Source organism: Paenibacillus sp. JT31N17 (assembly GCF_056269255.1).
Genome location: NZ_JBWDNP010000015.1, coordinates 36,311 through 60,870, shown reverse-complemented (window position 1 = coordinate 60,870; position 24,560 = coordinate 36,311). Strand labels below are relative to the sequence as shown.

The 24,560-nt window shown below is 49.4% G+C and carries 19 protein-coding genes; 6 read left to right on the top strand and 13 right to left on the bottom strand.

Going from position 1 to position 24,560, the window contains the following annotated elements:
- Positions 1 to 16: 16 nt before the first annotated feature.
- From AC0YOB_RS30850 to AC0YOB_RS30825, 6 genes are all read right to left on the bottom strand, one after another.
- The gene (locus tag AC0YOB_RS30850; RefSeq protein ID WP_475796035.1) at positions 17 to 2,392 is read right to left on the bottom strand and encodes a helix-turn-helix domain-containing protein; all 2,376 of its coding nucleotides are present in this window, start codon (positions 2,390 to 2,392) and stop codon (positions 17 to 19) included.
- A gap of 160 nt (positions 2,393 to 2,552) precedes the next feature.
- Positions 2,553 to 4,076 (bottom strand): extracellular solute-binding protein, encoded by a 1,524-nt coding sequence (locus AC0YOB_RS30845; protein ID WP_475796034.1) that lies wholly within the window; start codon positions 4,074 to 4,076, stop codon positions 2,553 to 2,555.
- A 38-nt stretch (positions 4,077 to 4,114) separates the two neighbouring features.
- Entirely contained in the window at positions 4,115 to 4,987 is an 873-nt protein-coding gene (locus AC0YOB_RS30840) for a carbohydrate ABC transporter permease (protein WP_475796033.1), read from the bottom strand.
- Positions 4,988 to 5,896: an ABC transporter permease gene (locus AC0YOB_RS30835; protein ID WP_475771324.1), complete on the bottom strand. Its 909-nt coding sequence runs from the start codon at positions 5,894 to 5,896 to the stop codon at positions 4,988 to 4,990.
- 246 nt (positions 5,897 to 6,142) lie between these two features.
- Positions 6,143 to 6,601, bottom strand: coding sequence for a hypothetical protein (locus AC0YOB_RS30830; protein ID WP_475796032.1), 459 nt, complete (start codon positions 6,599 to 6,601; stop codon positions 6,143 to 6,145).
- Positions 6,602 to 6,727: 126 nt separating this feature from the next.
- A complete protein-coding gene (locus AC0YOB_RS30825; protein WP_475796031.1) occupies positions 6,728 to 7,042 on the bottom strand; it encodes an antibiotic biosynthesis monooxygenase family protein in 315 nt (104 codons plus the stop codon).
- A gap of 281 nt (positions 7,043 to 7,323) precedes the next feature.
- Here AC0YOB_RS30825 and AC0YOB_RS30820 point away from each other — a divergent pair, with 281 nt between their 5' ends.
- On the top strand, positions 7,324 to 7,458 hold the full coding sequence (locus AC0YOB_RS30820) for a hypothetical protein (RefSeq protein WP_475796030.1): 135 nt from the start codon (positions 7,324 to 7,326) through the stop codon (positions 7,456 to 7,458).
- Between the two features lie 55 nt (positions 7,459 to 7,513).
- Positions 7,514 to 8,401, top strand: a complete 888-nt coding sequence (locus tag AC0YOB_RS30815; protein ID WP_475796029.1) for a hypothetical protein — start codon at positions 7,514 to 7,516, stop codon at positions 8,399 to 8,401.
- A 123-nt stretch (positions 8,402 to 8,524) separates the two neighbouring features.
- Here AC0YOB_RS30815 and AC0YOB_RS30810 read toward each other — a convergent pair whose 3' ends face one another.
- Both AC0YOB_RS30810 and AC0YOB_RS30805 read right to left on the bottom strand, forming a co-directional pair.
- A complete protein-coding gene (locus AC0YOB_RS30810) occupies positions 8,525 to 9,391 on the bottom strand; it encodes an AraC family transcriptional regulator (RefSeq protein ID WP_475796028.1) in 867 nt (288 codons plus the stop codon).
- A gap of 138 nt (positions 9,392 to 9,529) precedes the next feature.
- Positions 9,530 to 10,537 carry a zinc-dependent alcohol dehydrogenase gene (locus AC0YOB_RS30805; protein WP_475796027.1) on the bottom strand — a complete coding sequence of 336 codons (1,008 nt, stop codon included), beginning with the start codon at positions 10,535 to 10,537 and terminating at the stop codon, positions 9,530 to 9,532.
- 385 nt (positions 10,538 to 10,922) lie between these two features.
- On the opposite strand from AC0YOB_RS30805, the gene AC0YOB_RS30800 reads away from it, so the two are divergent.
- Positions 10,923 to 11,135 carry a hypothetical protein gene (locus tag AC0YOB_RS30800; RefSeq protein ID WP_475796026.1) on the top strand — a complete coding sequence of 71 codons (213 nt, stop codon included), beginning with the start codon at positions 10,923 to 10,925 and terminating at the stop codon, positions 11,133 to 11,135.
- Between the two features lie 143 nt (positions 11,136 to 11,278).
- Positions 11,279 to 12,439, top strand: a complete 1,161-nt coding sequence (locus AC0YOB_RS30795) for an acyl-CoA dehydrogenase family protein (protein ID WP_475796025.1) — start codon at positions 11,279 to 11,281, stop codon at positions 12,437 to 12,439.
- An 88-nt stretch (positions 12,440 to 12,527) separates the two neighbouring features.
- Here AC0YOB_RS30795 and AC0YOB_RS30790 read toward each other — a convergent pair whose 3' ends face one another.
- Both AC0YOB_RS30790 and AC0YOB_RS30785 read right to left on the bottom strand, forming a co-directional pair.
- Entirely contained in the window at positions 12,528 to 13,244 is a 717-nt protein-coding gene (locus tag AC0YOB_RS30790; protein ID WP_475796024.1) for a PIG-L family deacetylase, read from the bottom strand.
- A complete protein-coding gene (locus AC0YOB_RS30785) occupies positions 13,241 to 13,552 on the bottom strand; it encodes a DUF1806 family protein (protein WP_210044941.1) in 312 nt (103 codons plus the stop codon). Before AC0YOB_RS30785 ends, AC0YOB_RS30790 begins: the two co-directional genes overlap by 4 nt.
- A gap of 93 nt (positions 13,553 to 13,645) precedes the next feature.
- Between AC0YOB_RS30785 and AC0YOB_RS30780 the strand changes: the two genes are divergently transcribed.
- Both AC0YOB_RS30780 and AC0YOB_RS30775 read left to right on the top strand, forming a co-directional pair.
- Positions 13,646 to 15,484: a sensor histidine kinase gene (locus AC0YOB_RS30780; protein ID WP_475796023.1), complete on the top strand. Its 1,839-nt coding sequence runs from the start codon at positions 13,646 to 13,648 to the stop codon at positions 15,482 to 15,484.
- A 16-nt stretch (positions 15,485 to 15,500) separates the two neighbouring features.
- The gene (locus AC0YOB_RS30775; RefSeq protein ID WP_475796124.1) at positions 15,501 to 17,105 is read left to right on the top strand and encodes a response regulator transcription factor; all 1,605 of its coding nucleotides are present in this window, start codon (positions 15,501 to 15,503) and stop codon (positions 17,103 to 17,105) included.
- Between the two features lie 79 nt (positions 17,106 to 17,184).
- On the opposite strand, the gene AC0YOB_RS30770 is transcribed toward AC0YOB_RS30775, so the two are convergent.
- The 3 genes from AC0YOB_RS30770 to AC0YOB_RS30760 all read right to left on the bottom strand — a co-directional run bounded on the left by AC0YOB_RS30770 (position 17,185) and on the right by AC0YOB_RS30760 (position 24,508).
- Positions 17,185 to 19,398, bottom strand: a complete 2,214-nt coding sequence (locus AC0YOB_RS30770) for a heparinase II/III domain-containing protein (RefSeq protein ID WP_475796022.1) — start codon at positions 19,396 to 19,398, stop codon at positions 17,185 to 17,187.
- 33 nt (positions 19,399 to 19,431) lie between these two features.
- Complete coding sequence (locus AC0YOB_RS30765) at positions 19,432 to 22,527, bottom strand: alpha-mannosidase (RefSeq protein ID WP_475796021.1); 3,096 nt, start codon at positions 22,525 to 22,527, stop codon at positions 19,432 to 19,434.
- Between the two features lie 352 nt (positions 22,528 to 22,879).
- Entirely contained in the window at positions 22,880 to 24,508 is a 1,629-nt protein-coding gene (locus tag AC0YOB_RS30760) for a type 2 periplasmic-binding domain-containing protein (RefSeq protein WP_475796020.1), read from the bottom strand.
- Positions 24,509 to 24,560 lie beyond the last annotated feature (52 nt).

Sequence of the window (24,560 nt, the reverse complement as noted above, 5' to 3'; positions counted from 1 at the left end):
CCTTTTGATCAAGCGGTTACAGCTTGGGCCTATGCCCCTCATCCAGCATCATTTCCCTGTACCGGCTAGGGGTAATGCCCTCGCTCTTCTTGAAAATGCGGTTGAAGTAGGTCGGCTGATAGCCGACCAGCTCCGCGATATCGTTGATTTTGCAGTCTGTTTCGAGGAGCAGCTGCTTCGACTTGTTAAGACGGACGTCGGTTACATAGGTTACAAAGTTGATGCCGGTTATCTTCTTGAAGGCTTTGCTCAGCGTAAGCGGAGTCAGCTCATGCTCATCCGCCAGCATGTCGAGCGAGAGATCCGCATTGCCATACCGGCTGTGGATCGTCTCCACAATCCGCTCAATCGTCAGCTTCAACCGGCTGTCCTGATCCTCGGATTCCTGTCTGATTTTCCGGATGTACGGGCTGATGACCCGCTCTCTGAGCAGAGCTGCGATCTCAGAGGTTTCAATGCCTCTGTCCAGCTCCTCCTGCAGACTGAAGGGCTCTGTTTCAAAAGGGTTGTAGCCCGCCTTCAGCATTCCGAACCTAAGGTTGCCCAGCAGCTGCAGCAGCCCTTGCTGAAACAGATATTCCTTCGTCGTATTGGCCTGCAGCTCGCTGCAGAACGTCTCCAGAACCTGGGCGGCCAGCTTCTCGTCCAAATTGCGGATGGCCTGCAGCAGCTCTGATTCTGCTGCAAAAGGGTAGCGTATCCCATCGTTTAGCTGCGGCATAAAGTCCTCCGCTTGAATGACCTGCTTGGAATCGTATAAATTCCGATAGCGGACAAGCCGGTTCACTTCCTCCCATGCCTGCGGGATTTCGGTCACCGTCTCTATCGGACGGCTGATGCATAGCGTAGTGGGCATCTGCAGAAATTGGTAAATGATATCCACCAGCCTCTCGGCAAGAAGCTGCAAATCGTTTCTTCTGTCATCGGGAGATCCATCCGGCGGATATTCCAGAATGACGCCAATGGAGAGATCGTGAAGATTGATAACCTCGCTCCGCAGTTCGCGGTCCTTGAGCACTTCCTCCACCATGTTAACGGCTGCGAACGAGATGAGCTCCTGATCCCCTTTATGAAACCGCTCCTTGGACTTCGGCGATCCTGTCATCTGAATACCAAGAACGGCATACCCTGGCTGCTCTGTGTTCCAGCCGAAAAGCTGCATCCTCTCCTTCAGCTCATCAGGCCTGGATAATTGAAAATGGCCCTGCAGCAGCTGAAGCAGGAAGCCTTCCTTCATCACCGGAAGCTGCTTCTGAAGACGATCCTCCAGCGCGCGGCTCTGGAAGTTCAAATGCTTCCACTGCTCCGTAATAAACTCAACCTCATCCGCTGTTTCGCTTCCGGGCGAGAGATGAATCCCGAACATTTTGTTTAAGGTATGAATGGGCTGATACAGCTTGCGGGACACCAGAAAAGCAACCGCAATAGCCAGCAGCAGCCCCGCCCCGCCGAATAAATAAACGAAATTGGAGGCTACCACAACGGGAGAATTGATTTTCTCAAGCGAATCGACGCTCGCATAAGTCCAATATTTGCCCAGCCGCTTGAAGACCGTGTAAGTGACGGAATACATGCTCCGGTCCGCTTCATAAATCAGAGAGCCGCCGGCCTTCCCGCTGCTGCCGATACGCTCTATCAACCCGCTTTGCAGCTGCAGCGATTGCGCCTTCTCCGTGGAGCTGCCAATCGGCTGCCCTGAATCGTCGAACAGGAACGCGGCGCTGTTCTCATCCAATGTCGAGCCGCTTAGCATCCGGGAAACCTGGCCCCGGTTCACCTGCACAAGCAGAGCGCCGAACGGTTCGACGTCGCTGCTCGCCGGCAATTGATAGACAAGCGTAAGCGTCTCTTTTCCCGCGCCGGTATTCGCTGCCGGGAGAAACCCCGGAAGCCAGAAGGCTGTTTGCGGATTATTCAATAATTCATGGAACCGCAGCTTGTCGTCATCCCCCAGGGCCAAGGTTCCGCTGCTGTCCGAATATACGACGCCTGGACGATCCAAATAAATATCCGCCTGCTCGATTAACGGATTGGACTCCTTCAGGAGCAGCAGATTCGTATAGATACTGCGGATGAACTCGTAATCGTATTGCGTCTCCAGGTTCTTCAGCTTCAGTCCAAACTCCGGATTGAACGCCCACTGCGTGGCGGCTTTCTCCAGAAACGACAGTGAATCGTCCAGGCGCACCGCAGTCTGGGCTACCTGGTGCTGACGGGAGGAGAGCACTATTTTCTCCATCTGCCGGGTGCCGATCCACTTCACGCCGCTGCCCACAGCGATGGTGGGAAGGCAGATTGCCAATAGAACAAGAACGAGGCTTCTCCGGTAAAACCGTTTGCGAAACAGCGATGATATACGGAACGAATGAAAGGCGGCCTTCCAATTTTTCAAGTGCGATCTCTCCATTTTGTCGGCTCAAGCTAACGCCATTCTATCACCAAATCTCTGAACCCACCATGGCCGCCAAGAAGAAACTGCGATGTCCTTTGGTGTCTCCAAGGCTGAAAATCGCCCTGCCCCGTTCCGTAAAGCTGTTTCGCAAAATCAGTGCTTAGCTGCCTTGTCTCTTCTGATAATCTTCATTAAATTCGCTGATGATTTGCTGATACTGGGGATCCGCCTTCAGATCGGCAGCATACTTGTCCCAAGCTTCAATGGATTCGCGGCCCAGGATGACTTTTACTTTCATATCCTGCGTGCGCTTGTCGTAATCGGCTCCGACCTTGTTGTACGTATCGGAGTTCAGACCGACGGACGGATTCGCCATGCCATCCTTGGCCTGCTCGTCGATGATGGACATGTTGCGCTTCAGGAAGTCCTCCGGAATGCCGGTCTGATAGGCGAAGGCGTACTTGTCGATGCTTTGGAAAATCGGGAAAATGACGCCGGTGTATTCTTTTGCTTTCTCCGTAAACAGGTACATGCCTTCCTTGACATTATAATGCTCGCCTTCAATCCCGAAGTTCGCCATGACGCTGCCTTCCTCTGTAGCTCCGTAATCCATGAAAGCCAGAATCTGCTTCATCTTCGCTTCCGGCACGGTCTTCGGAATGACCCAGAAGCCATATGCGCCGCTGCCCTTCGGAGCGAATTTCCCCTTGGAACCTTCCAGATAAGGCAGGTACAATAAATCCGCTTGCGGATTGGCCGCGCGCATTTGACCGGTAAGCAGCCAGGTCGGCTTGATCGCATCGGCGAATATTCCCGCTTTATTGGTCGTGATGCTTTCTCTTACCTGTGTATTCTTCAGCGTCGGGAAGTCAGCAGCCAGCAGGCCCTCCTTGTACACTTTGTTCAGCCACAGGAGAGCATCTCTCGTTCCCTGCTCGAACGTCGTATCGATCAGCTTGCCGCCTTGATCCTTCCACTTGCCGTAGTTTCCGTTCATGACATTCTCTACCCATGACAGGCTGCCCATATCCGTCTGCGTCACGTTGGCGGTCAGTCCTACCGTATCGTTCTTCCCGTTGCCGTCAGGATCCTTCTCCGTGATCGCTTTCATGACATTGTACATGTCATCCAGGGTTTTGGGCGGCTGGAGGCCCAGCTTATCGAGCCAGTCCTTGCGGACAATCGGCATTCCCTCCGTGCCGAAGAGCGGACGGACAAACGGGATTCCGTAATAGTTGCCGTTCAGGCTCGTGTTCTTCCAGCTGTCCTCCGGGAAGGCGCTCAAATTCTTGTAGTCCTTCAAATAAGGCGTAAGATCCCAGAAAGCGCCCTGCTCGGCCATTTTCCTGACCTGTGCCTGATAGGGACTGCGGAGCAGCATCAATTCCGGCATGTCGCCTGATGCCAGCGTCACATTCGTCTTGTCGGTAAAGTTGTTGGACGATACCCATGTAATGTTCAGCTTCGTATTCGTTTTCTTCTCGATTTCCTGCCGGATCGGATCCTGGTCGCTTGGCGGCTCCGGACTGAAATAGTCCGACATAATGCTGATTTCGACTGGTTTGCTGCTGCTTCCCCCGTTTGCTGCCTGGTTCTCCTGATTTCCGTTCTGACCGCAAGCAGCCAGTAATAATGCCATGATGATTACACATGAGAGCATTGTGATCCTGCTCTTTCCTGCCATGGATGACTCCTCCTCTATTGTTTCTATTGTATAGGATCTCATTCCTTCACGGAGCCGATCATGGCTCCTTTTGCAAAATGCTTCTGCAGGAATGGATATACCATAAGAATGGGGACAGTGGCCACGACGACCGCCGCCATCTTGATCGTCTCGCTCGGCAGCTGCAAATCGTTCCCCAGCGCCATCGAACCGCCAATCGAGGTCGATGAATCGACGATCATATTGCGCAGCAGCATTTGCAGGGGCCACTTCGTATAATCGTTGATATACAGCATCGCGTTAAAAAACGTGTTCCAATACCCCACCGCGAAGAACAGGCCAAAGGCCACCATGGACGGTATGGACAGCGGCAGAATGATTCTCATCCATACGCCGATTTCATTGCATCCGTCGATCGTCGCAGCCTCCTGCAGCGCATCCGGGATACTGTCGTAAAAGCCCTTCATCAGCAGTACGAACCAGCCGCTGGTCATGACCGGAATGATCAGGGACCAGATGCTGTTGATCATGCCGAGCTCCTTCACAAGCAGATAATCAGGGATAATGCCCGCTTGGAAAAGCGTGGTCAGCAGCACCAGCAGCATCAGGATCCTGCGGCCCTTCAGTCTCTTGCGCGACAGCGTATAGGCAAAGCTGGATGTCAGCAGCAGCGAAATTGCCGTGCCGGCAGTCGCCAGAATACCGCTGACGCCGATCGCATTGACGAATGCTTTTGTGGAGAAAATGTATTGATACGAAAGCGTGCTCCAGGCTTGTGGAAACAGCACAAAACCTCTGTCGATATACTCCTGCGGATCCGTGAACGACACGACAAATACATAGTAGAGCGGGAACAGGGTAACCAGCCCGATAATCGACAAAATGCCGGCATTGGCCGTCGTGAACAAGCGGTCTCCCATGGTTGGCTTCATCTAATACACCCCTTCCTCGCCCATCTTCTTCGCAAACCGGTTAGCGGCGATGACCAGAATGAGGCCCGTGACCGACTTGAAGAATCCGATCGCCGTACTGTAGCTGAATTCACCCTGCTGGATACCGGCACGATAGACGTACGTATCGAAGACATCCGACACATCGGAAACAGCGCCATTCATCATCAGAAAGACCTGCTCGAAGCCGACATCCATCGTATGCCCAATCCGGAGGATCAGCAGAATAACGATGACGTTGCGGATGGATGGAAGCGTAATATGCCACATTTGGCGGAACCGGCCCGCCCCGTCCATCTTCGCCGCCTCATATAACTGCGGGTCGGTACCCGCAATTGCCGCCAGGAACAGGATGGTCCCCCACCCGGCGTCCTTCCAGATGTTTTGAATCGTAAGGATGATCCAGAACAAACGCGGATTGGTCAAAAAGTCGATTTTCGCAAATCCCGCCGCAGCCAGCAATTCGTTGATCACACCCTCCGATTGGGAAAGCAGCAGAAAGGTGATGCCGACAATAATGACCCACGACAAAAAGTGGGGCATATACACGATGGTCTGGATCGTTTTCTTGAACCGTTGATTCCGCAGCTCGTTCAGCAGAATCGCCAGCACGATCGGCAGGGGAAAAAACAGAAACAGATTCATGAAGCTGATGGCCAATGTATTTCTGAACAGATTCAGAAAATCAGGATTGGAGAAGAAACGCTGAAAATGCTCAAGGCCCACCCACGGGCTTTGCAGGATGCCTTGATAGGGAGAATAATCCTTAAAGGCAATGCTGAGTCCCCATAAGGGCACGTATTTGAACATCAGAAAAAATAAAACCCCGGGCAGCGCCAAAATATATAAATACTTATCACGCTTCAACGAATACAGCCAGCTGCTGGTCATGGTGCTCCTCCTCATCACGTTATAGCGCAATCATAGGAGAGAGCGGTTCTTGCCGGCAATCATACATTTCTCCCAGCCTGCAAGCCATGTCTTGCACTTTTTATCGCATTGGACTTTTCTCTATGCCCGGAGTTCTGCGATTGTATTGTTCCCTTCATTCCCCGGAAATCCGCTTCAATCCATACCAAAAAAGCCCGACCGGAATCCATCCGGCCAGGCGAGCATCAGCGATTCTTCCCGCAGAAGTCAATCATTATAAATGACGGCTTTTCTGTTTCTTCGTAAAAAAGAAAGATGCAGCCGCAGCAGAATAATCCCGATGATATACACACCGGCTGAATACCAAAGCAGCCAGTGGATATAGGTCAAATAACCGACCCGCAAAGTTAACCATTCAAACGCAACGGATACAAGCGTCCATCCGATCAGATAGTAGAAAAAATGCCGGCTGCTCTCTGGCATAAAATTCAGGATCAGTATTCCTACCGCCCCTGGAAAAATAGACTGGAGCACAACGGCCTGCCATTCTACGCCAGGGCCAAGCTGATTATAAAGTTTGAAGTAGAGGTCGAGCAATTGGTCAGCGGTACGTGTTGCAACCACCATGAACAACCATGTGCAGTACATTTCTTGCCTGGTCAGCCGTTTGGGCATAAACCAGACGACAAGAATGGCCAGGATTGTTGCGATTGTCATAAACAGCAAAATTCTGCACCTCATCTCCATTAACGCGGCTGTCTCATTAATTTCAAGTATGGTCAGAGAACTTATTATTCATGCAGAAATAATCGCGAGACCCCTTCATCCAGGTCCTCCAGGACTGCTGCCCTGTTAAAAAGAATAATCCCTTTCAACTTTACAAATTTTAACCTTGTAATTTTGATACCATTCTTGCTTGCCCTTCTCCTGGGCGGCAAGGTGAGCCGGATTTTGCTTCCAGTTCCTTATCGCCTCCAGACTTTCCCAATAGGAGATCGTGATCCCGGCTCCCGAGGAATCCCGGACACTTTCCACCCCGATAAAACCAGGCTGCCTGCCAGCCAACTGCTCCATTTTATCAGCCATGATGCTGTATCCGTTATCCCCCTCTGTACGCTCACTTGAGAATATGACGGCATAATACGATCCGTTCGTTTCCGGAACCATTGCTATCGCCTCCTTCTATTATAGATGTCAGTTGTATACGTCAGATTATACTACAAGAAACAGATCGGGGATCCTTAGATATCTATGGGTTACCATAATAAAGGAAATTAATATAGATATTATCTATACTAATATATATATTATTAGATTTTACTTAATAAAACCTTCTCATAGCGTTAACCTTTGGCTAACACTGCTCCCTTATGCTAAGACAGTACCGATTACAGCCTGTCCTGAAGGAGGGAATGCCCGCCGCCAAACCGGCAGATGTCCATTTATGAATGAAACCGCTTGAATTTATGGCATGGCACCGGCCGATCCGGCATTGGTACCGGCGTCAACAGCGTCTTCGCCTGATTCATGAAGAGCCGACCGGACAGCAAGCATTCCTGCCGACCGATCCGGCCCAGCCTTAAAGCAGTAACAACAATGGGACGGGAAGCCCGCCCACAATCCAAGGAGGCATTTATAATGTTCGAACAAGGTCAATTCCGCCTGCTCAAAACTGCCAAATCTGCAATCCTCGCTGCCGCTCTGCTCAGCACGCTTACTCTGTCCTTCAACAGCCATCAGGCGTCAGCCGCTCCTTCACCGGCCGTTCCCGATTATGAAGTCAAATTGCTGCTTAATCCAGGCGCTGTGCTCGACTCGAACCACGATCTGAGCAGCAGTGTGAGAAACCATTTCGGTATGCCGAGCACAAAGACCAAGATGAGCCTTGAATTTCTGGACTCGGACGATCAGGATCTGAATGCTGAAGGCTGGAACGTCCGGGTGCGTAAATTGGAAGATTTCGACGACAAGGAATTCGAATTGACCTACAAGAAGCGCTATCCGATTACGAATGGAAATATTGACGCCGCATTGGCGGCAGCAGCACTTGACGGCTTCGATGCCGGCGAGGACGATTACGACGCACAGGTTGATTGGGGTTATCAAAAGCAGACACTTAGCTTCAGCAACAAGAAGTCGGTCGATCAAGACGGGTATGACGGCATGGACAACCTCTCCAAGGACGATGCGATCGACATCACGATTGATGAAGCTCCCGGCAAATTCGAAGACTGGAGCTCGAGCAATTGGGGCACCGATCTGCTCGAGGATGCCCATCTGTACGGACCGGTTGACGGCAAACGCTGGACCGGCACATGGAGCGGCGACGACATCGACATCGAAGTGTATGAAATCCTTCAAGCAGACGGAAGCGGCTATGATTATATCGCCGAAGCTTCCTTCAAGACTGACAGCCGCACGGATGCCGCTTCGCTGAAAACGCAGCTCCAAAACGAGCTGACGCAGCAGGGCTGGTTCCTGGCCGGCGATGAATTGAAAACCCAAATGATTCTGGACCGCTACTAAACAATTTGCTCTTCCCCACTGGCCTCATGAACAGAAAGGGACGCCGAATAATCCGGCGTCCCTCTTTAATTGCAGTGTTTGCACACTTTCCTGCCTGCTCCCCGGTTAATCCCAGCCTTTTACTCATTTCCATAATTTGGAGTTTGAGGCTTGAAAATGACTGGGTGTAACACCGACCATTGCCTTGAAGGCGCGGCTGAACAGGTGAATACCCGAGAATCCTACTTCCCTGGCAATAACCGTCAGCGTTTTCCCTCCCTCGAGAATTCGCTGCTTGGCCTGTTCGATTCTGACATGCGTCAAATATTTGTGAACCGTAATATTCAGCTGCTCCTTAAATAAAAAAGATAAATGATTGGTCGAGATGCCAGCATGCTTGCTAATGGAAGCATTGTCCAGCTGCGGATCCCAGTAATGCCCGTTAATGAAGCTGATGGTTCTTTCAATAAATACCCAGCCTTTGGTCATCTTGCCCTCATGAGAGCCGCTGTTAATCTGGCCTTTTAAGAACAGGAACAACAGCTCGATGCAAACCGCCTTCATGAGCAGCGCGTTATTCCCGCGCTCATCAAGGGATGCTTTGTGCATCATGAGGAAGCTTCTTTTCAGGTCTATACGGTCTGCCGGACGCAGGCGGGAGATGGGCAGACGGCTAGCCAGCCGCATCTCACGATCCGGTATTTGTCTCTGCTTGTCCATCGTGATTCCGGTTTCCGTCCAGGCGCTTCGCTCGCTGTCATAGTAGAGATCGAAATGAAAGATGTATTGAATAACAGGAGCAGCCGATGTCGTACGGATGATATGTGACATGAATGGACTCATCAGGAGAACATCGCCCTCTTGAACGAGATACTTCACCCCGTTCAATATAAAATCCGCTTCGCCTTGCTCGATGTACGTAAACACATGATCATAATCCACCCATTCTCCCGACAGGGAGGAGGATTTCAGAATTTTGACCTTTCTCACAAAGGGAGAAATCGTATTCATTCATGCTTCCATCGTCCATCCCCCCGAACCGGCTTCACCTGCGATACTGATCCGCTCCCGCGCGGCAGGCTTCTCCATCGATTGTCTCATATCACGATTATAAAAGAAAAGGGAGCCTGTTCTGCCAAGCCGGCGGAATCAGGTCCAATCAAATAAAACCCCGTGGTAATGATCCTTGTCATTCCGCAATCCTTCATATGCTGATGCCGCTTCCTCCGGTTTCAGCACATGGCTGATCAGCGGCTCAATCTGCAGCTTGCCGCGTTTCATCAGCTCGAATACAATTTGCGAGTTGCGCACCAGGGAATGCTTGAGAAATTCATTCGGCTCAACGGGATAACGCCACTCGTGAGCCCCTTTGAATGTGATGCATCCACGGTTATAAAGATGGCAATAGTTCAGCACATCGGTCAAATCGGTGTTAAATTCCCCCCTTGGACTGCCCAGGAACACGATCTCCCCTAATTTGGCGATCCAGTCCAGACTCTGAGCGGCAACCTGGGCAATGCCCGTGGCTTCAATATGCGTGGAGACGCCGATTCCGTCCGTCCTTTCCTCCACCCTCCGCTTGGCTTCCCCTTCGGCGCTGTTGTACGTATCGAATAATCCGCAGCGTTCGGCAATTTCAAGCCTTTTGCGGGACAGGTCAATTCCAATAACATTAGCCCCCTGCAGTCCGGCCAGCTGGGCCGCCATATTTCCAACCAGTCCGAGTCCCGTAACACTCACATAATCGCCAAGCTCGATATTGGACACCCGAATGGCGGTAGCGGCCACCGTAGCCATGCGCGTAAAAGGCACCCACCGCAAGTCCAGACTTTCCGGGACCTTCAGGAACGTTCCGCGGGTCGAAACGGCCTGATACCTCGAGTGATCCCCGTAATGAAAAACGATGTCCCCTTTCCGCAGGGCAGTCTCCCCTTCTCCCATCTCGACAATTTCGCTGACCGAGGCGTAGCCCGGCGTTCCCGGCATCTGAAACCAGCTCTCGTCCCCGGACAAGCAGGCCAGTTCCGTTCCTGGACTGATCAGGGTGAACAGCTTCCTCACGACTGCCTCTTCAGCCTTAATGGGAGGCGGATCAAATGCCTCCTCCACCACTTCAACCTGCCATGGTTTGACGAAAACAACTTTTTTATTCTCCATTGTAAGCGCTCCCTTATTTTCGGTCTCCTTACAATATAATTGTTTTTTGAAGGGAAGTCTTTGAGGAGAACTCTGATTTTTTATCGAAAAAACCGATTGATCCGGCAAAAGGGATTCAGCAGGGGATTCGAACTTGGGCTATTCCTTTAAAACTTGAGCTCTACTCCGTCCAGTTCTCCATACCGTCCCCGGACTTCGAACTGATGAGGGATGGAGGCTCCATAATCGCATCATAGTTCCAGTATGCTGCCGAAACATCCGTCCAATTTTACTTCCACAAGAGCAGGATGGCTATACTCAATTCTTTGAGTATAGCCATCCTATTATTAAGCGAGTAAAGTATTTTATAGAAGAGAACACATAACCCAAAGAGGTGAATGAACAAATGAAAAAGATAATGGTTGTTTTTACGGTGGCAGTTGGACTTTTTGCATCTACCGCAGGCTTGGCCTTTGCATCGGACGCCCCCCTGTCACCCGATCGCAATCCCCCGGTCATCGTGCTTGTTCCGCCGGATCCGTACCTTCCCATCATGGTACCTCCGGATCCGTACCTTACCATCATCAAGATTGTTCCGCCGGATCCGTACAGACACTAGGCGGGTATTACCTTAAAGGCAGCATCCCGGGAGTTCCTCCCGGGATGCTGCCTTTTTCTTTTGAACCGCGTTTGGAGCACTCTTTCAATTTGTACACGGCCCTGTGCCAATTGGTATAATAAGAGGGAAGGAGCGTGTGACTGATGATTCGATATATTGATCAATATATTCGCAGTGAGGAAGAGCGGATGCGGGCCGGCAAAGTAGAGGAGTTGGCTGCCCGTTTCGCGGAAAGGGCCGCGCGGCATGACCATGAAGGATCTTTCCCGTTTGAGAATTTTGCCGACCTGCGGGAGGCCGGATATTTAAAGCTGACAGTCCCTCAGGAATTCGGCGGGGACGGGCTATCGCTGTACGACCTCGTGATGCTGCAGGAACGGCTCGCGTATGGGGATGGTTCGACCGCATTGGCCGTCGGCTGGCATATCGGGCAGGTTCTTCATCTCCGGACAACCCGAAAATGGCCGCAGAACATTTTTGCCGATTTGTGCCGCTCTATCGTGAAGGATGGGACCATGATCAATACCTTTGCCAGTGAAGCGGCAACCGGCAGTCCCAGCCGGGGCGGACGGCCCGAGACAACGGCAGTCGCCATAGAGGGTGGGTGGCGGATTACGGGGCGCAAAACATTCAGCACGCTTTCGCCGATTCTCGACCGTTTTGTCGTATCGGCTTTTATCCCGGATGAAGATTGTACGGGCGACTTTCTTATTCATCGGACAGAACGGGTGACCGTTGTGGAAACCTGGGACACGCTCGGGATGCGCGCAACCGGGAGCCATGATGTGGTGTTGGACGGGGCTTTTGCAGGCACGGATATGCGGCTTTCCGGAAAAGGCATGGACGACGGGGGCGGCTGGCTGCTGCATATTCCGGCATGCTATATGGGCATTGCCCTGGCTGCACGGGATTACGCCCTTGAATTTGCCCGCTCCTACCGTCCCAACAGCCTGGCTGAACCAATTGCCTCTATCCCTTCGGTTCAGCACTTGATCGGGGAAATGGAAGTCGAACTGCGAACCGCCCGTTCGCTCCTGTATGCAGCGGCGGACCGCTGGGACCGGGAGAAGGAGAACCGGCCCTCCCTGAAACCGGAGCTCGGCTTGGCCAAGTATGCAGTCACCAATAACGCCATCAAAGTCGTGGACCTCGCGATGCGGATTGTCGGTGCTTCAAGCTTGTCCCGCAAGCAGCCCCTGGAACGGTATTACCGGGACGTTCGCGCAGGCCTGCATAATCCGCCGATGGATAATATGGTCCTTAACAGCTTGGCCGCTGCCGCTTTAGGCGAGAAGTCCCTGTGATGCCGGGGAGAAACGCTGCAAAAAGAAACTTGCTTCATCCTTTGGACGATGCAAGTTTCTTCTCTCTGAACTTATAGAAATTCAAGTGTTATGCGTTGAACAAATCATAGGGAGCTTGCACCCGTTCCCCAGTGTTTCCCTTGAGAAAATATTCATGTCCGCCAAATCTGGCAAGCGCCTCTTGATCCGGCTGCCATACCCATTCGTCGATTTCGGTCTGGCAGCGGTGGGCGCGGAATGCCGCAAGCTTCGCCTCCAGATGAGCATGCACGTCGATTTTGACGACGTCTTTACGGGTATAACCGTACCGCTCCGGACGCTCCATCGCATCGCCGAACGTAATGAAGTACAGATTTCCCCTATGCCCGGTTTGTTGAAAAGCGGCTGTCGTCGCTTTTCCGATCGCGCAATGATCCGGGTGTCCGCCCAGCTTTTCATGAAAAGTAAGAACGACGTCCGGATCGACTTCTTGGATCAAGCCGGCAATTCGCGCTGTCAGCTCGGCCTCATCGGCAAATTCAACCGTCTTGTCGCGGATATCGAAGAAGATGAGACGCCCGATGCCCAGGCTTGCGCATGCTTGCTGCAGCTCGATTTCGCGGGCAGCTGCCATGGTTTCCCGGTTGAGATACGGCGGATTGCCCATTCGGCGCCCCATTTCGCCACGGGTGGCGCTCACCAGCGTAATGTCGACTCCTTCGCTGGCATATTTCGCTAAGGTGCCGCCGCAAATAAACGACTCGTCGTCAGGATGCGCAAAAACCGCGAGGAGCTTGCGCAATGGTGCTTTTTCGATGCTGTTCATTCCGGAAATGGCTCCTTTCCCAGGTGCAGGGCGACATTCATCCGCCCTCTGTCGTCATAGCCGGCAAGCAGAAGACGGCCGTTCCCGTCTACCTCATAATGGGTGAGGGCTTCCATACGCAGCCATCCATGCCCGTCGAAGCGGAGAGCGGCGCGAAAAGGACCATCCCCAGCCACATAGGCATGGGTAACCTTGACCTTGAAATTGCGGACGAAAACAAATGAAGTCGCCTCGCTGTGAATATAGGCGTCAGCCCCGACGAAGGTTCGAAGCTCGGCCTCCACCTGAGGCTTGATTATTTTGATCATCACGTTTGGTTCTCTTTTCTTAAAGGGATTTTTGATTGCACCATAATAATATCACAATATTCATATGAAATCTGTTTCATATTCATACGAAGGATGGAGCTGATTGCGATCAAAACCAAAATTCAAACCCAATTTTTTTTATATTATCTTTTTCTTTCCGTAATACCGCTTTTGGCGCTTTCCTATTATTCCTACTATAATATCAAGACAAATACGCAGCAGGATTTGGTTAATACGATTTCATTTGATATGCGGCAAAGCCAGTCTTCCCTCGATAATTTATATACAAGGTTTCAAAAATATACCGATATCCTGTCCAACTCCACCACGTTTTACAATGCGGTGATCTCCACATCCAATGATATGAAGAATGGGAATATCCAGCAGGCCAAATACAGCGGTGCGATTAATCTTGACCCGCAAATCAAAAGCTTGTTCGCAACGGACGATGTGATCTCTGCCGCAATGGTCGTTATTGGCGGGCGGGTCGTATACAGCTATAAGGATTTTGTATCCATTATGAATAATTTCGAAGGTAACCCAATTATTGTAAATACGAAAAATACGCCCAATATGCACTGGTTCAGCAATCAGTCCAGCCCTTTCGGTCTGTTCGACGGGAATTATACGATCATTACCAAAAACATCTATGACATCATTGGCAACAACCCGACGGAGAGCATCTGTCAATTTGTCATCCTGATTAATCAGCAAAAGATTACCGATCTATTAAACGATCATCTTCGATTTGCGGACAGCATTATTCGAGTTATAGATGAAAACGGTAACATGATTGCCGGCAATGACAGCGTCCCCCAGACAAGTGAAGAGCATTTTAATAAAATTATCCAACAGATGCCTTCCGATCAAAATTCAACCCATACGAAATATATCGATAACTATCTCGTTTTACAGAGCTTTTCAACCACTTCCAATTGGCATATCGTTCAGCTGTCTCCAGCCAAGCATGTAACAAAAGCATCCTCATCCATTATTTTCTTTACCATTTTTCTGATAGCGGGTCTGCTGATCATCATGTTCCTGTTTTCTTTCTTTATTTCCAAAGAGATTATACTTCCCATTAAGCGCCTGGCCCATGCCATGAAAAAGGTTGGCGAGAAGAATATTAAAATTGAAATCGTACAGCATTCAAAAAATGAAATTGGAGAAATCATCAGCGGATTTAATCAGATGGTAAAAAGAATAGACAATCTGTTTACACTTACGATTGAAATCGAAGGCAAGAAGCGAAAGTCCGAGATTGACATGCTCAAATATCAGATCAATCCGCATTTCTTATATAACACCATCAATTCCATCCGCTTCTCTGCCATGAATCACAAGGATGAAATAACGGCCACAATGCTGGTAACCTTGAGCCGTCTGCTTCGGAATACCCTGAGCCACACAAGCCATGTTATTCAATGGAGGGAAGAAATCCAAAACATCAAGGACTATATTATGTTGCAGCAGCTTCGGTATGATAACCAATTAAATGTAGCGTATAATATAGGGGAAAACACACAGAATTTGTTTGTGCCCCATATGATTTTGCAGCCTATCGTCGAGAATTCCATCATGCATGGTTTAAATCAGAAATTAAACTCGGGGGATTTTGCAAGCGTCATCATCTCTTCCTATTTAAAAGATAATCATATCCATATTATTTCTGTTTACGATAACGGGGTCGGTATTGCGGCCTCTATCATGGAGAATATATTGGAGCATAATTCAACGATTGTTTCGGATTCCCTGCAGATCGGTTTAGTCAATATTCATAAACGAATCAGACTCCAATACGGAGAGCCCTATGGAATCGAGCTGGAAAGCGCAGCAGGCGAATATTCCAACGTGAGGATCATTTTGCCTGTACTAAAGAATATCGGGGATGAGCTTCCCATTTCGTTTGAACACATCGAAAACTATTCCTAATAGAAACGGGTGAAGGATTACGGTTAACGTTATTATTGTCGATGATGAGCCCTATGTCAGACAGATGATCAAAAGCATGATTAATTGGGAAGAGTTATCGCTGGAGCTGGTGGGCGAGTTCTTCAATGGCGAGGACGCCTATAAGCGGATCATTGAGGACAGCAGCATAGAGCTGGTTATTACTGATCTGAGAATGCCGGTCATGGATGGACTGGTTCTGATCAAAGAAGCTTTAGCCATCCGGAGCGAATTAAACTTTATGGTCATCAGCGCCTATGACGATTTTCATTTAGTCAAGGAAGCGTTCATGCTTGGCGCCAAAGATTATTTATTGAAGTCCGAGATGACTGAGGATCATATTTATAATACCTTGTCCAATCTGCGATTACACGACAGCAAAACCTCTGCAGCCGGACTTGAATTCAAGCCGGATACTTCCAGCCGGGAAGCGGAGCCCTATTCCAGCGGAGAACTGATGAAGGAAAACCTGCTCAGCCGGCTGGCTGCGGGAAATATAAAGGCTAGCGATATCGGTACTCTCCAGGAATTACTGTGCAAAAATGAACCGAAGCGACTAGCGCTGACGATATTGAAACTGAATAAAATGGATATTCATGCCGCCCTTCCCGAAGCCTCCTTCAAGCATGAAATTTCAGAATATCTATCCCATACCGAAGAGCTGCTGGCCCCCGGGAGTGAAGTGCGTTATGAAATTGTTCAGACTTCACCCTATGAGTATTTAATCCTTCTGCTCTATTCCAGGCAGGAATCAGACTCTTCGATCATGAAACATTTAAAACATGTATATGACAGCTTTCGTCCCCCAGGCTTCAATATTAATCTGGGCTTGAGCCGTATCGCTTCTGATTTCGCCCGGCTTCCCGAGCTCATTCATGAGGCGCGGATTTCCACCGATTACTGTTTTGTTGCAGGCAACGGGTCGATCATCCGGTATGCGGCACAATTTGATGAATTGCCTCCTTTGGAAATCGATGTTATGAAGCAAATTTCCATGCTGAAGAAGCTGCTCAATTCCATCCTTTTTGATAACGGCAAAGCGGATATAAGCAAAATTATGGTTGTTCCCGGGTCTGTGAGCGCCAGCCATATTCATGCCATTATGGACCTTTATATGAAATATCATTTTATCCTGATCGACTTTGCGCTGCAAAATGGACTGCATGGCGAAATTCGCGCTTTAAGCCATGAGTATGAAAAGCATTTGAAATTTTACGGCGACCTGGACTCGTTGAACAAGTGGCTTGCTTCCGTCATGTCACGGGTTCAGGCCCGCAAGGGCGAGAATTCGGTCATCAACCAGGTAAAGCACTTTGTCGAAGAGAATTATACCTGCGATATCAGCCTGCAGTCCGTCGCCAATAAATTCAATATCAACAGCAGTTATCTCAGCCGCCTTTTCTCGGAAACAGAGAATACCAATTTCATCGATTATTTAGCGCATATCCGAATTACCAAAGCGATCGAATTCATCAAGACATCGAATCTGAAAATATATGAAATCTGTGAAAAAGTAGGCTATACTTCGCCTGAGCATTTCAGCAGAACCTTCAAAAAAATTACGGGAAAAAGCCCGAAGCAGTTCATGGACGGCCGGGAATAACAAAAAAAATCTGCCGAAGTCAAATTCGGCAGATTTTTTGTATTGCGGTTTAGGCGAGCAGCTTGTAATCTCCGGCGTGCTAGATTTTTAAAGTGCTTGTGCCAGCCTTGAGTTTGAATTTTCTTGGCTGCGCCTGGTTATCCGGCGAGGTTTTAAAATAACAGCTGGCATCGGAAGTGTTTTGTACCGTAATGCTGCCGTCCTCCAGATTCAGCAGGCTGTCATTTTTCAGCATGGAAGAGATGTAACAAATGCCGTCAATTTTCAACAGACTGCCATTATGCTGCGCGACTTGAAGGATTTTACCGTCATGGCTGCTCTTGATGTAAATGATAAACGCATCGGTCTCTATATTTTTGTACGTAAGGGAGGAATTCTGATGCATGACTCTTCCGTCTGCGCGCATATTGCATATGATGCGTTCCGTGCCGTCTTCTCTCTCAATAATGACTTCCTTGGCCCATTCGCCTTCGTCAGCCGTGATTCGAACCTCGCTGGCGCTGCCCGAAGGCAGCTTGAAGCAATGAATGAACTTCTCCCGCCGTTCCTCCGTAGGCGTTGATATTTGCAAATATTCAACCTCCGGCTGGACCGGTGCAGCGGAGCCTCCATTCTTGATTTCATGAGCGTATCCGGACTGCAGCTGCCACTCTTTATTTCGCGGGAACAAGCTGTGTATTTCAAGCTGTACGCCATGGCTGGTCAGAACAGCGAGGTTCGCATCCAGTTCCACTTTCCCGTTCACATGAAGATTATAATGCAGATTTCCCTCTTCATAGGTAAACAGATCGTCGATCATGACAATCATATCTTTGATAAAGATGACATGGCGGTAATATCGCTGGAACTGGTTAATGAAGGGGCCTGCGCAATCCGCAAGAAGATATTTATAATGCTCCGTCGACAGAAAGGCCGGGAAATTGCCCATATACTTGGTGCCATGATACCTGATATCGTCCGGCTCCTGACCTCCGTTGAAATGAATCACATTATGCGCCTGGGGCTTAATATAGTACTGCACATAATTCGGATCGCCATAGCTGCAGTTGCCCGAATCCGTTATAAACAGCTGTCCTCTGCAGGCAAGCTCGAACGTTCCGGCATCATCATGATTGTGATTCCAGCTTTCACCCGTTTTCATCATAAAAGAAGTGTCGTCCGCCGTAAAACCGCTGCGTATGATGGCATATCCCGAATCATGAAAGATCCTTTCTCTGGGCGGCAGCCAGCCGCTCGAGGCTATATCGGGATTGTAAAAATAGAATTCATAGGGCAAAGCAAGCCGGGCGTTCAGTTGTTTGAAGTTCTCCTGCGTCCAGAATTTGTTGAATTTGCCGCATAAATAAAAAATATACTGGCTGTGCTTCTCAACTTGAAGAGAGATGTCTCCAAAATCGGCAAGCCTCGGTCCATCCGACAGCCTATGAAAAAAAGATGAATAGAAATCCGCCGTCTTTTCCTCCAGCTCGCTGAAATCCAAAGCATCCAGTTGATCATCTTTTTTCAACATTTCATTGAATATACAGTAATTGGAGAAGGCATACATAAAATACCCGACATACTCTACGTAATCCCCGTCACTTCCGAAGTTTGCCTTTTTATTTTGCAGGATATTCCCGGGGTAATTCATCCATTCTCTTAACGAATCCATAATTTGATCCAGGCAGGAGTCAAACTGGGGAACTCTGCTTTTACCGGCTGTAAGTAAAACGACGCCCATTCCGCTTATACAGACATTCCACCAATTATGCCCCATCGTATCCAGAGCGTTCACATGGTTTTCCGGCGACAGCCATTCCTCGTACAAGGGATAAAAGCTCTTATGGAGCAATGAAGAGGTTACTTCCTGAATATAGTCCTCCGGCATTTGAGCTTTAATATTCTCTAATGCAACCGCAATGTGGACGCCTATATCAGCCGTAGTCAGATCCGACTTCCACACCTTGAAGTTTGGCCCCAGATTGGACCAGCTGTCAGCGTTGCATACTGCGGAAATCAATCCTTTCACAATCGGCAGAAGGCTGCTGTCAGGTTCGAGAAGATAAAGAAAAGAGGCGTTGACGCTTAATTCCGACAGCTCTCTTGTCAAGGCCGTACGTTCATAATACGCTTTCTCCTCATCAGCCGCCCGATGGTTTAATTCCAGAAGAAGCTTATGCTTCTCCTGGACAAATGTATAATCAACGGACAGGATGTCTTTTTTCAGCAGCTCAAAACTATTGGCCGCATAGGGATCCTTACGGATAGCGTCCCGAATCCGCGCGATCGAATGATGATCAAATAACATATTCATCCTCCCTCTTTCGTCCAAAGCCGTTTCCAGGCTTTAATAGCTGATCCTGATCGTTTTGATCTCAAACGGCTTAAAGCTCAGCTGCATATCATTCTTATCCTCCAGCTCCTGAATATCTTCCTCCAGCATATTGGTCACTGCGGCCCGCCTGACAGCTTGACCGAAGACCAAAGATGAATTCGTATACGTGCCTTCCGCTTCATACAGTCTGATTACATAGGCTTTATCGTTATCTTCGCATGGCTTGATCGCCTCAATGATGATATTGGGCGCGCTGACGCTGATAAACTTTTCAAAGCTGGATTCGCCCGGAATTATAAGCGGCTTGTAATTGAATTCGTAGGCGGGCTTGATTACGGAATCCGCATCAAATCCGCTGTTATGCGGCAGAAAGGCATAGGAGCACATATGCTCCCCCTTGTCTCCGCGGTAATCCGGGCGGCAGCCGCCTTTATGCAAGGTCAGGGCAAGCTGTGAATGATGGACGGATATGCCGTATTTGCAGTCATTCAAAATACTGACGCCGTATCTGTTTTCCGAGAGATCGGTATATTTGTGGTTGCAAACCTCGAACTTTGCTTTCTCCATATCCGTATTCCGCGTTGTCGGACGCTTGATGTACCCGAATTGCAGCTCCTGTCTCGCAAAATCCGCAAACACATTCGTATCGAATACGGTCTTCAGCAGTCTGTGATCGTCCTGCCAATCCATCAAGGTTTCGAATTTCACCTGCCTGCTGCCGCTGTAAAAAATCATGTCCTGAATCAGGCTTGATTTGGCGGTCAGCTTATAGCGGTTGCGGATTCTGAACTCGACGTGACCGTCCGATATGACTTCGCTATCCAGGAGAACAGCGTTATCCCTGAACTTAAGCTCAATATCGGCGTCGATGTCCCAGCTGTCCCAGGCTGTAGGAACATCCTCGGCGATAAGCAGCGTATTCAGGGCATAGCCCTGGCCTCTCAGCTCCCTGTTCAGACTCTTGTCGATAAAGGACGCCATATATTTTCGCTCATCGAGAACCACTTTGTATAATGGCGTTTCCAGGACAGTGCCGTCATAGGTAAAGCAGGAGCCTTCAGCGGGATAGCCTTCCACCCGTTCAAGCACCACAGAGGACAGAGCTTCCAGCTTTACGCCCGAAACAGCCAGCTTGCGATGGCCCATAATATCCGTTACGATTTGCTGCTTGTACGCTCCTTTTACAATATGCCCTTCCACATCATCCAGATAGATGACATCGCTGCGGTCGAAGGATAAGGTGTTGAGGACCGAAATGCTGTTCCTGGCAGCTTTGGCCGGAACGGCCTGTTTGATTAATTCATCGGCGGCTTGAATGATATGCGTTGTTTCCGCGATGCTCCGGTCATGGACCGCCGGAATGGACGTGCCTGGCAATATATCATGAAATTGATTGACAAGAAGCGTCTCTACAAGAGGCTTGATATGGGCGTCGCTGCATATGGCATCATGATGGACGGCGTTCCGGACGGTGAGATATTCCAGATCATGCAGCCGTATTTCCGACAATCTGTTATTGCGTTTGATCGTATGCTGGTTCGTGAGCGTTCCCCGGTGAAGCTCCAGATAGAGCTCGCCCGCATATACGGAAGGGTTTGTCAGCGACTGCTCCAGCCTTTGCATAAAATCGCCCACGAACATCGTCTCCACCTTCGGACAACCTTCCAGATCGGCCGATCTCCGGGCCATCTCAATCATTTCAAATTGCGGCCCTCCTCCGCCGTCGCCGTAGCCGTACGCCAGCAGCCGCATGTTCGAAACCGTCTTGTCGGTTATCGCGTCTCTCGATTTATGGCCGTCAAATACGGAGTCAATACAGGTTTCCGGATCCGGCCACAAATGGGTTTTGTTCAAGTGCGTCAGCACCCTCGTACCATCCAGTCCCTGCCAGTAAAAGGTGTCGTAAGGGAATTTATTCGTATCGTTCCACGCCATTTTGGTCGTAAGGAAATAATCGACCCCGCAGCCCTTCATAATTTGCGGAATGGAAGGACTGTATCCGAACGTATCCGGCAGCCAAAAGCAGTTGGATGTGTAGCCGAAATGCTCCCGGGTAAACCGCTGCCCCCACAGAAACTGTCGCAGCATCATTTCCCCGCCAACCAGATTGCCGTCGCACTCAATCCAGACCGCTCCATTCGGTTCATATCTGCCCGCTTTTACCGCAGCTTTTATTTTTTGGAACAACTCGGGATAATGGTCCTTGATCATCTTTCCGTGATAGGCGGAGCTCTGTACAAATTTGTACTCCGGGTACTGCTCCATCAAGCTGATTTGATTGGAGTAGGTGCGGGTGCATTTTTTGATCGTTTCCTCGATGGTCCAGCGCCAAGCCGTATCCATATGGGAATGGCCGATAACGGCCGCTACGGGGGCTAGTGAGGTATTCTTGTATTGATATAAGGTTTTGATTAATTGGCTGGCCTGTCCGACGGCATCATTGAATATTTCCTGCTCGATATTGTCGGGAGAATAATAAAGAATCTCATGGATTTGCGTTAATGTTTTGATGATATTGGCCCTGACAAAGCTGTTCTTGTCCAATGCGCCGGCCATCTGATTGAAGGTTTTCAGATCGAAGTAAAAGTCTGCCATTTTATCGTTTTTCACGCAGATTTCCATCGATATGTATTTGTGCATATAATCGGAGCGAGGTGTTGGGGCCAGGGGCTGGCTCGCAATGGAGAAATGACCCGCATAGGATTCCAATGCAATGTCGATGATTTCTCCGCGCTCTGCATCTGACTTGAGCAGATCGCAGTAGTGATTGCCATGGCTTGCCGTAAATATCCCGAAAGGCGATCCGTTGACCCACAGGAGCGATTCATGCCCTCCGACATGCGGTTTAAGAAACAGGGCTTGATGCTCCAATCCGTCCTTAACCCGGTACTCGCCCTTAAACCAGCAATAATTCCCCTCGCCGCCCCAGCTCTCGCCTGAATCGGCCCTGCTGAACAGATGGCTCTGCGGTATTTGATGGAGTCTTTCCGGCGTCCGGTACATTTCAACTTCGAAGGTATCCACCTTGGTGAAGATGAAGGGTTCTATCGTTTGTTCAAAACGCTTCAGCTTGCCCAGCATTCGTTCGGTCTGTTTTTCGTTCAGCATATCTATCTCCTCTTTTCGTTTACTGATACGGTGAAAAGGACGGGCTCCGCATGCGGAAACGTCTTCCGATACTCGCAAGTGTTTCAAACGGGTTAGCCGCTTGTCACTTGTCGAGGAGCTGTTCGGGGTACAAAGGTCGTAAGTGGATGCTTCCGAAGCAGCTTTCTTGCGAAAGCTTTCAGCTTGCGCTTCTCCAGACTGTTTCCGCCTGCTCCGCCTGTTATTCACCGGTTTGCGAGAAATATAAAGGTAGTATGAGATCGGTAGAAAGCTGATCTCATACTACCTTTTTTTGATTAAAAACGACCTAAAACCTTTAAAACCATGCTGCTCCGCCGGTTAATCACCGGACTTACTTGTTATACAATCTGTTGGCGCTTGAGACCAGCTCATCGCCGATTTGTTTTTTCCAATCCGCAATAAAGCTGTCAAAATCCTCGATTTTCTTCTCGCCCACGATGACGGAGGTGAACATGGTGTTCCATTGCGTCAGGTACGTTTGGTTGCGGACATCGAGATTTTCGCCGGCTTCAGACATAATCGGGCCTTCTACTGTCGGTTTGTCCGTTGTAACCAGATAATCGACATTCTTCTTGCTGTATAATCCGTTATCGTCAAAGAGCAGCTTCTGTCTGTTTTCTTGAACAAAAGGAGGAAGAACGACCTTATTCACTTCATCTGTCGCATCGAACCCGCTGTTGAAGGGCCATCCAAAGCCTTCTTTGGCCTTGGCGTCATTGGTTGAAAACTCCTGCTTCGTAACCATAGCGCCGTTAACCGTCGTATAATGAGTATCCTTCAAGCCATATTTGACAAGCGTATACATCTGCGGATCGCTGAATATTTTATCCCATGCTGTCAGGATGGCATGCAGCTTGTCTCTGTCCTGCTCTAATTTTTTGCTGAAGAAGGTTATATTCGTGAACATCGGAGCATTGGCAACAAGCGCCTTGCTTCCGTCTCCTAGGGTTGGGAATGGCGCCCATTCGAGCTTGGCATTCGGAAAATTGGCCGTTAACTGGGCGCCGATGCTTCCTTCATCGAAAGGCGGGCTTATCTGGAAAGTGGTGTTGTAGTATTGGTAAAAGAGCGCATTTCCCTTTACAAATTCATTCACCGGCGCCGATGTGTTTTGATACATCGTATAATATTCAGGGTTGATGTAACCGGCTTCATACCATTTATTAAGCTGAATAAGCGCATCTCTCATTCCAGGCATAAATGGCGCATACTGAATCGTGTTATCCTTGTAGACCCATGCGTCGCGCCTTACGCCATATGCGGACAGGAAGTAATACATGGCCTGGCCTTCTCCGCCGTTTTGGACGGTGATCGGGTAATTGTCGGGATATTTCTCCTTATACTTTTTCAACACATTATCCCAATCCGCAATCGTTTTGGGCATACCGACCCCAAGCTCCGCCAATATATCCGAACGGACCGCAACGCCATAGGGCAAAGAGTTGCCCAGGGCGCCATTGCTGAACCCTTTAAGCTGCCCGTCCTTGGACCATAAATCCAGGACATGGTCTTTTTGAGCGCCCGCTCTGCTGACAAATGACGCATAGATATTGGGGGCATACTGCTTGACTTCGTCTTCCGTCAAATTTGCGGCTGTGTTAAAGAGAGCGTCGCTGCTGGATGTATATCCGCTGTAAACATCAGGCATATCGCCCGATGCCACGAAGAGGTTGAGCTTGGTATCGTAATCGGCATCGGGAACGGCGGTTATTTTCAGATTGAGACCAAGCTTTTCATTCACCTGCTTCATGACTTCGGAATTTGGATCTGGCTGAATTCTTGTGGTAAATACATTGACGGTGTAATCGTTCTTGGTCTGGCTTGATTGTGTGTCCGTCGCTTGCCCTGCCGGTTCTGCAGCCTGATTCTTGTTATTGTTGGATGACGTGCAACCCGAAATAACAATCGTGCCGGCAATGACCATGGAAAGTGATGCTGAAAGCCATTTGACATTTTTCATCGATGATTTTCCCCTTTTCTTGGATATGATTTATATGTGAAGACATTGAAGC

Excerpts from the sequence above, each read along its gene's own strand:
- AC0YOB_RS30845 (WP_475796034.1), bottom strand. The coding sequence starts at position 4,076 with ATGGCAGGAAAGAGCAGGATCACAATGCTCTCATGTGTAATCATCATG.
- AC0YOB_RS30840 (WP_475796033.1), bottom strand. The coding sequence starts at position 4,987 with ATGAAGCCAACCATGGGAGACCGCTTGTTCACGACGGCCAATGCCGGC.
- AC0YOB_RS30835 (WP_475771324.1), bottom strand. The coding sequence starts at position 5,896 with ATGACCAGCAGCTGGCTGTATTCGTTGAAGCGTGATAAGTATTTATAT.
- AC0YOB_RS30825 (WP_475796031.1), bottom strand. The coding sequence starts at position 7,042 with ATGGTTCCGGAAACGAACGGATCGTATTATGCCGTCATATTCTCAAGT.
- AC0YOB_RS30820 (WP_475796030.1), top strand. The coding sequence starts at position 7,324 with ATGAAACCGCTTGAATTTATGGCATGGCACCGGCCGATCCGGCATTGG.
- AC0YOB_RS30815 (WP_475796029.1), top strand. The coding sequence starts at position 7,514 with ATGTTCGAACAAGGTCAATTCCGCCTGCTCAAAACTGCCAAATCTGCA.
- AC0YOB_RS30810 (WP_475796028.1), bottom strand. The coding sequence starts at position 9,391 with ATGAATACGATTTCTCCCTTTGTGAGAAAGGTCAAAATTCTGAAATCC.
- AC0YOB_RS30805 (WP_475796027.1), bottom strand. The coding sequence starts at position 10,537 with ATGGAGAATAAAAAAGTTGTTTTCGTCAAACCATGGCAGGTTGAAGTG.
- AC0YOB_RS30800 (WP_475796026.1), top strand. The coding sequence starts at position 10,923 with ATGAAAAAGATAATGGTTGTTTTTACGGTGGCAGTTGGACTTTTTGCA.
- AC0YOB_RS30795 (WP_475796025.1), top strand. The coding sequence starts at position 11,279 with ATGATTCGATATATTGATCAATATATTCGCAGTGAGGAAGAGCGGATG.
- AC0YOB_RS30790 (WP_475796024.1), bottom strand. The coding sequence starts at position 13,244 with ATGAACAGCATCGAAAAAGCACCATTGCGCAAGCTCCTCGCGGTTTTT.
- AC0YOB_RS30785 (WP_210044941.1), bottom strand. The coding sequence starts at position 13,552 with ATGATCAAAATAATCAAGCCTCAGGTGGAGGCCGAGCTTCGAACCTTC.
- AC0YOB_RS30780 (WP_475796023.1), top strand. The coding sequence starts at position 13,646 with ATGGAGCTGATTGCGATCAAAACCAAAATTCAAACCCAATTTTTTTTA.
- AC0YOB_RS30770 (WP_475796022.1), bottom strand. The coding sequence starts at position 19,398 with ATGAATATGTTATTTGATCATCATTCGATCGCGCGGATTCGGGACGCT.
- AC0YOB_RS30765 (WP_475796021.1), bottom strand. The coding sequence starts at position 22,527 with ATGCTGAACGAAAAACAGACCGAACGAATGCTGGGCAAGCTGAAGCGT.
- AC0YOB_RS30760 (WP_475796020.1), bottom strand. The coding sequence starts at position 24,508 with ATGAAAAATGTCAAATGGCTTTCAGCATCACTTTCCATGGTCATTGCC.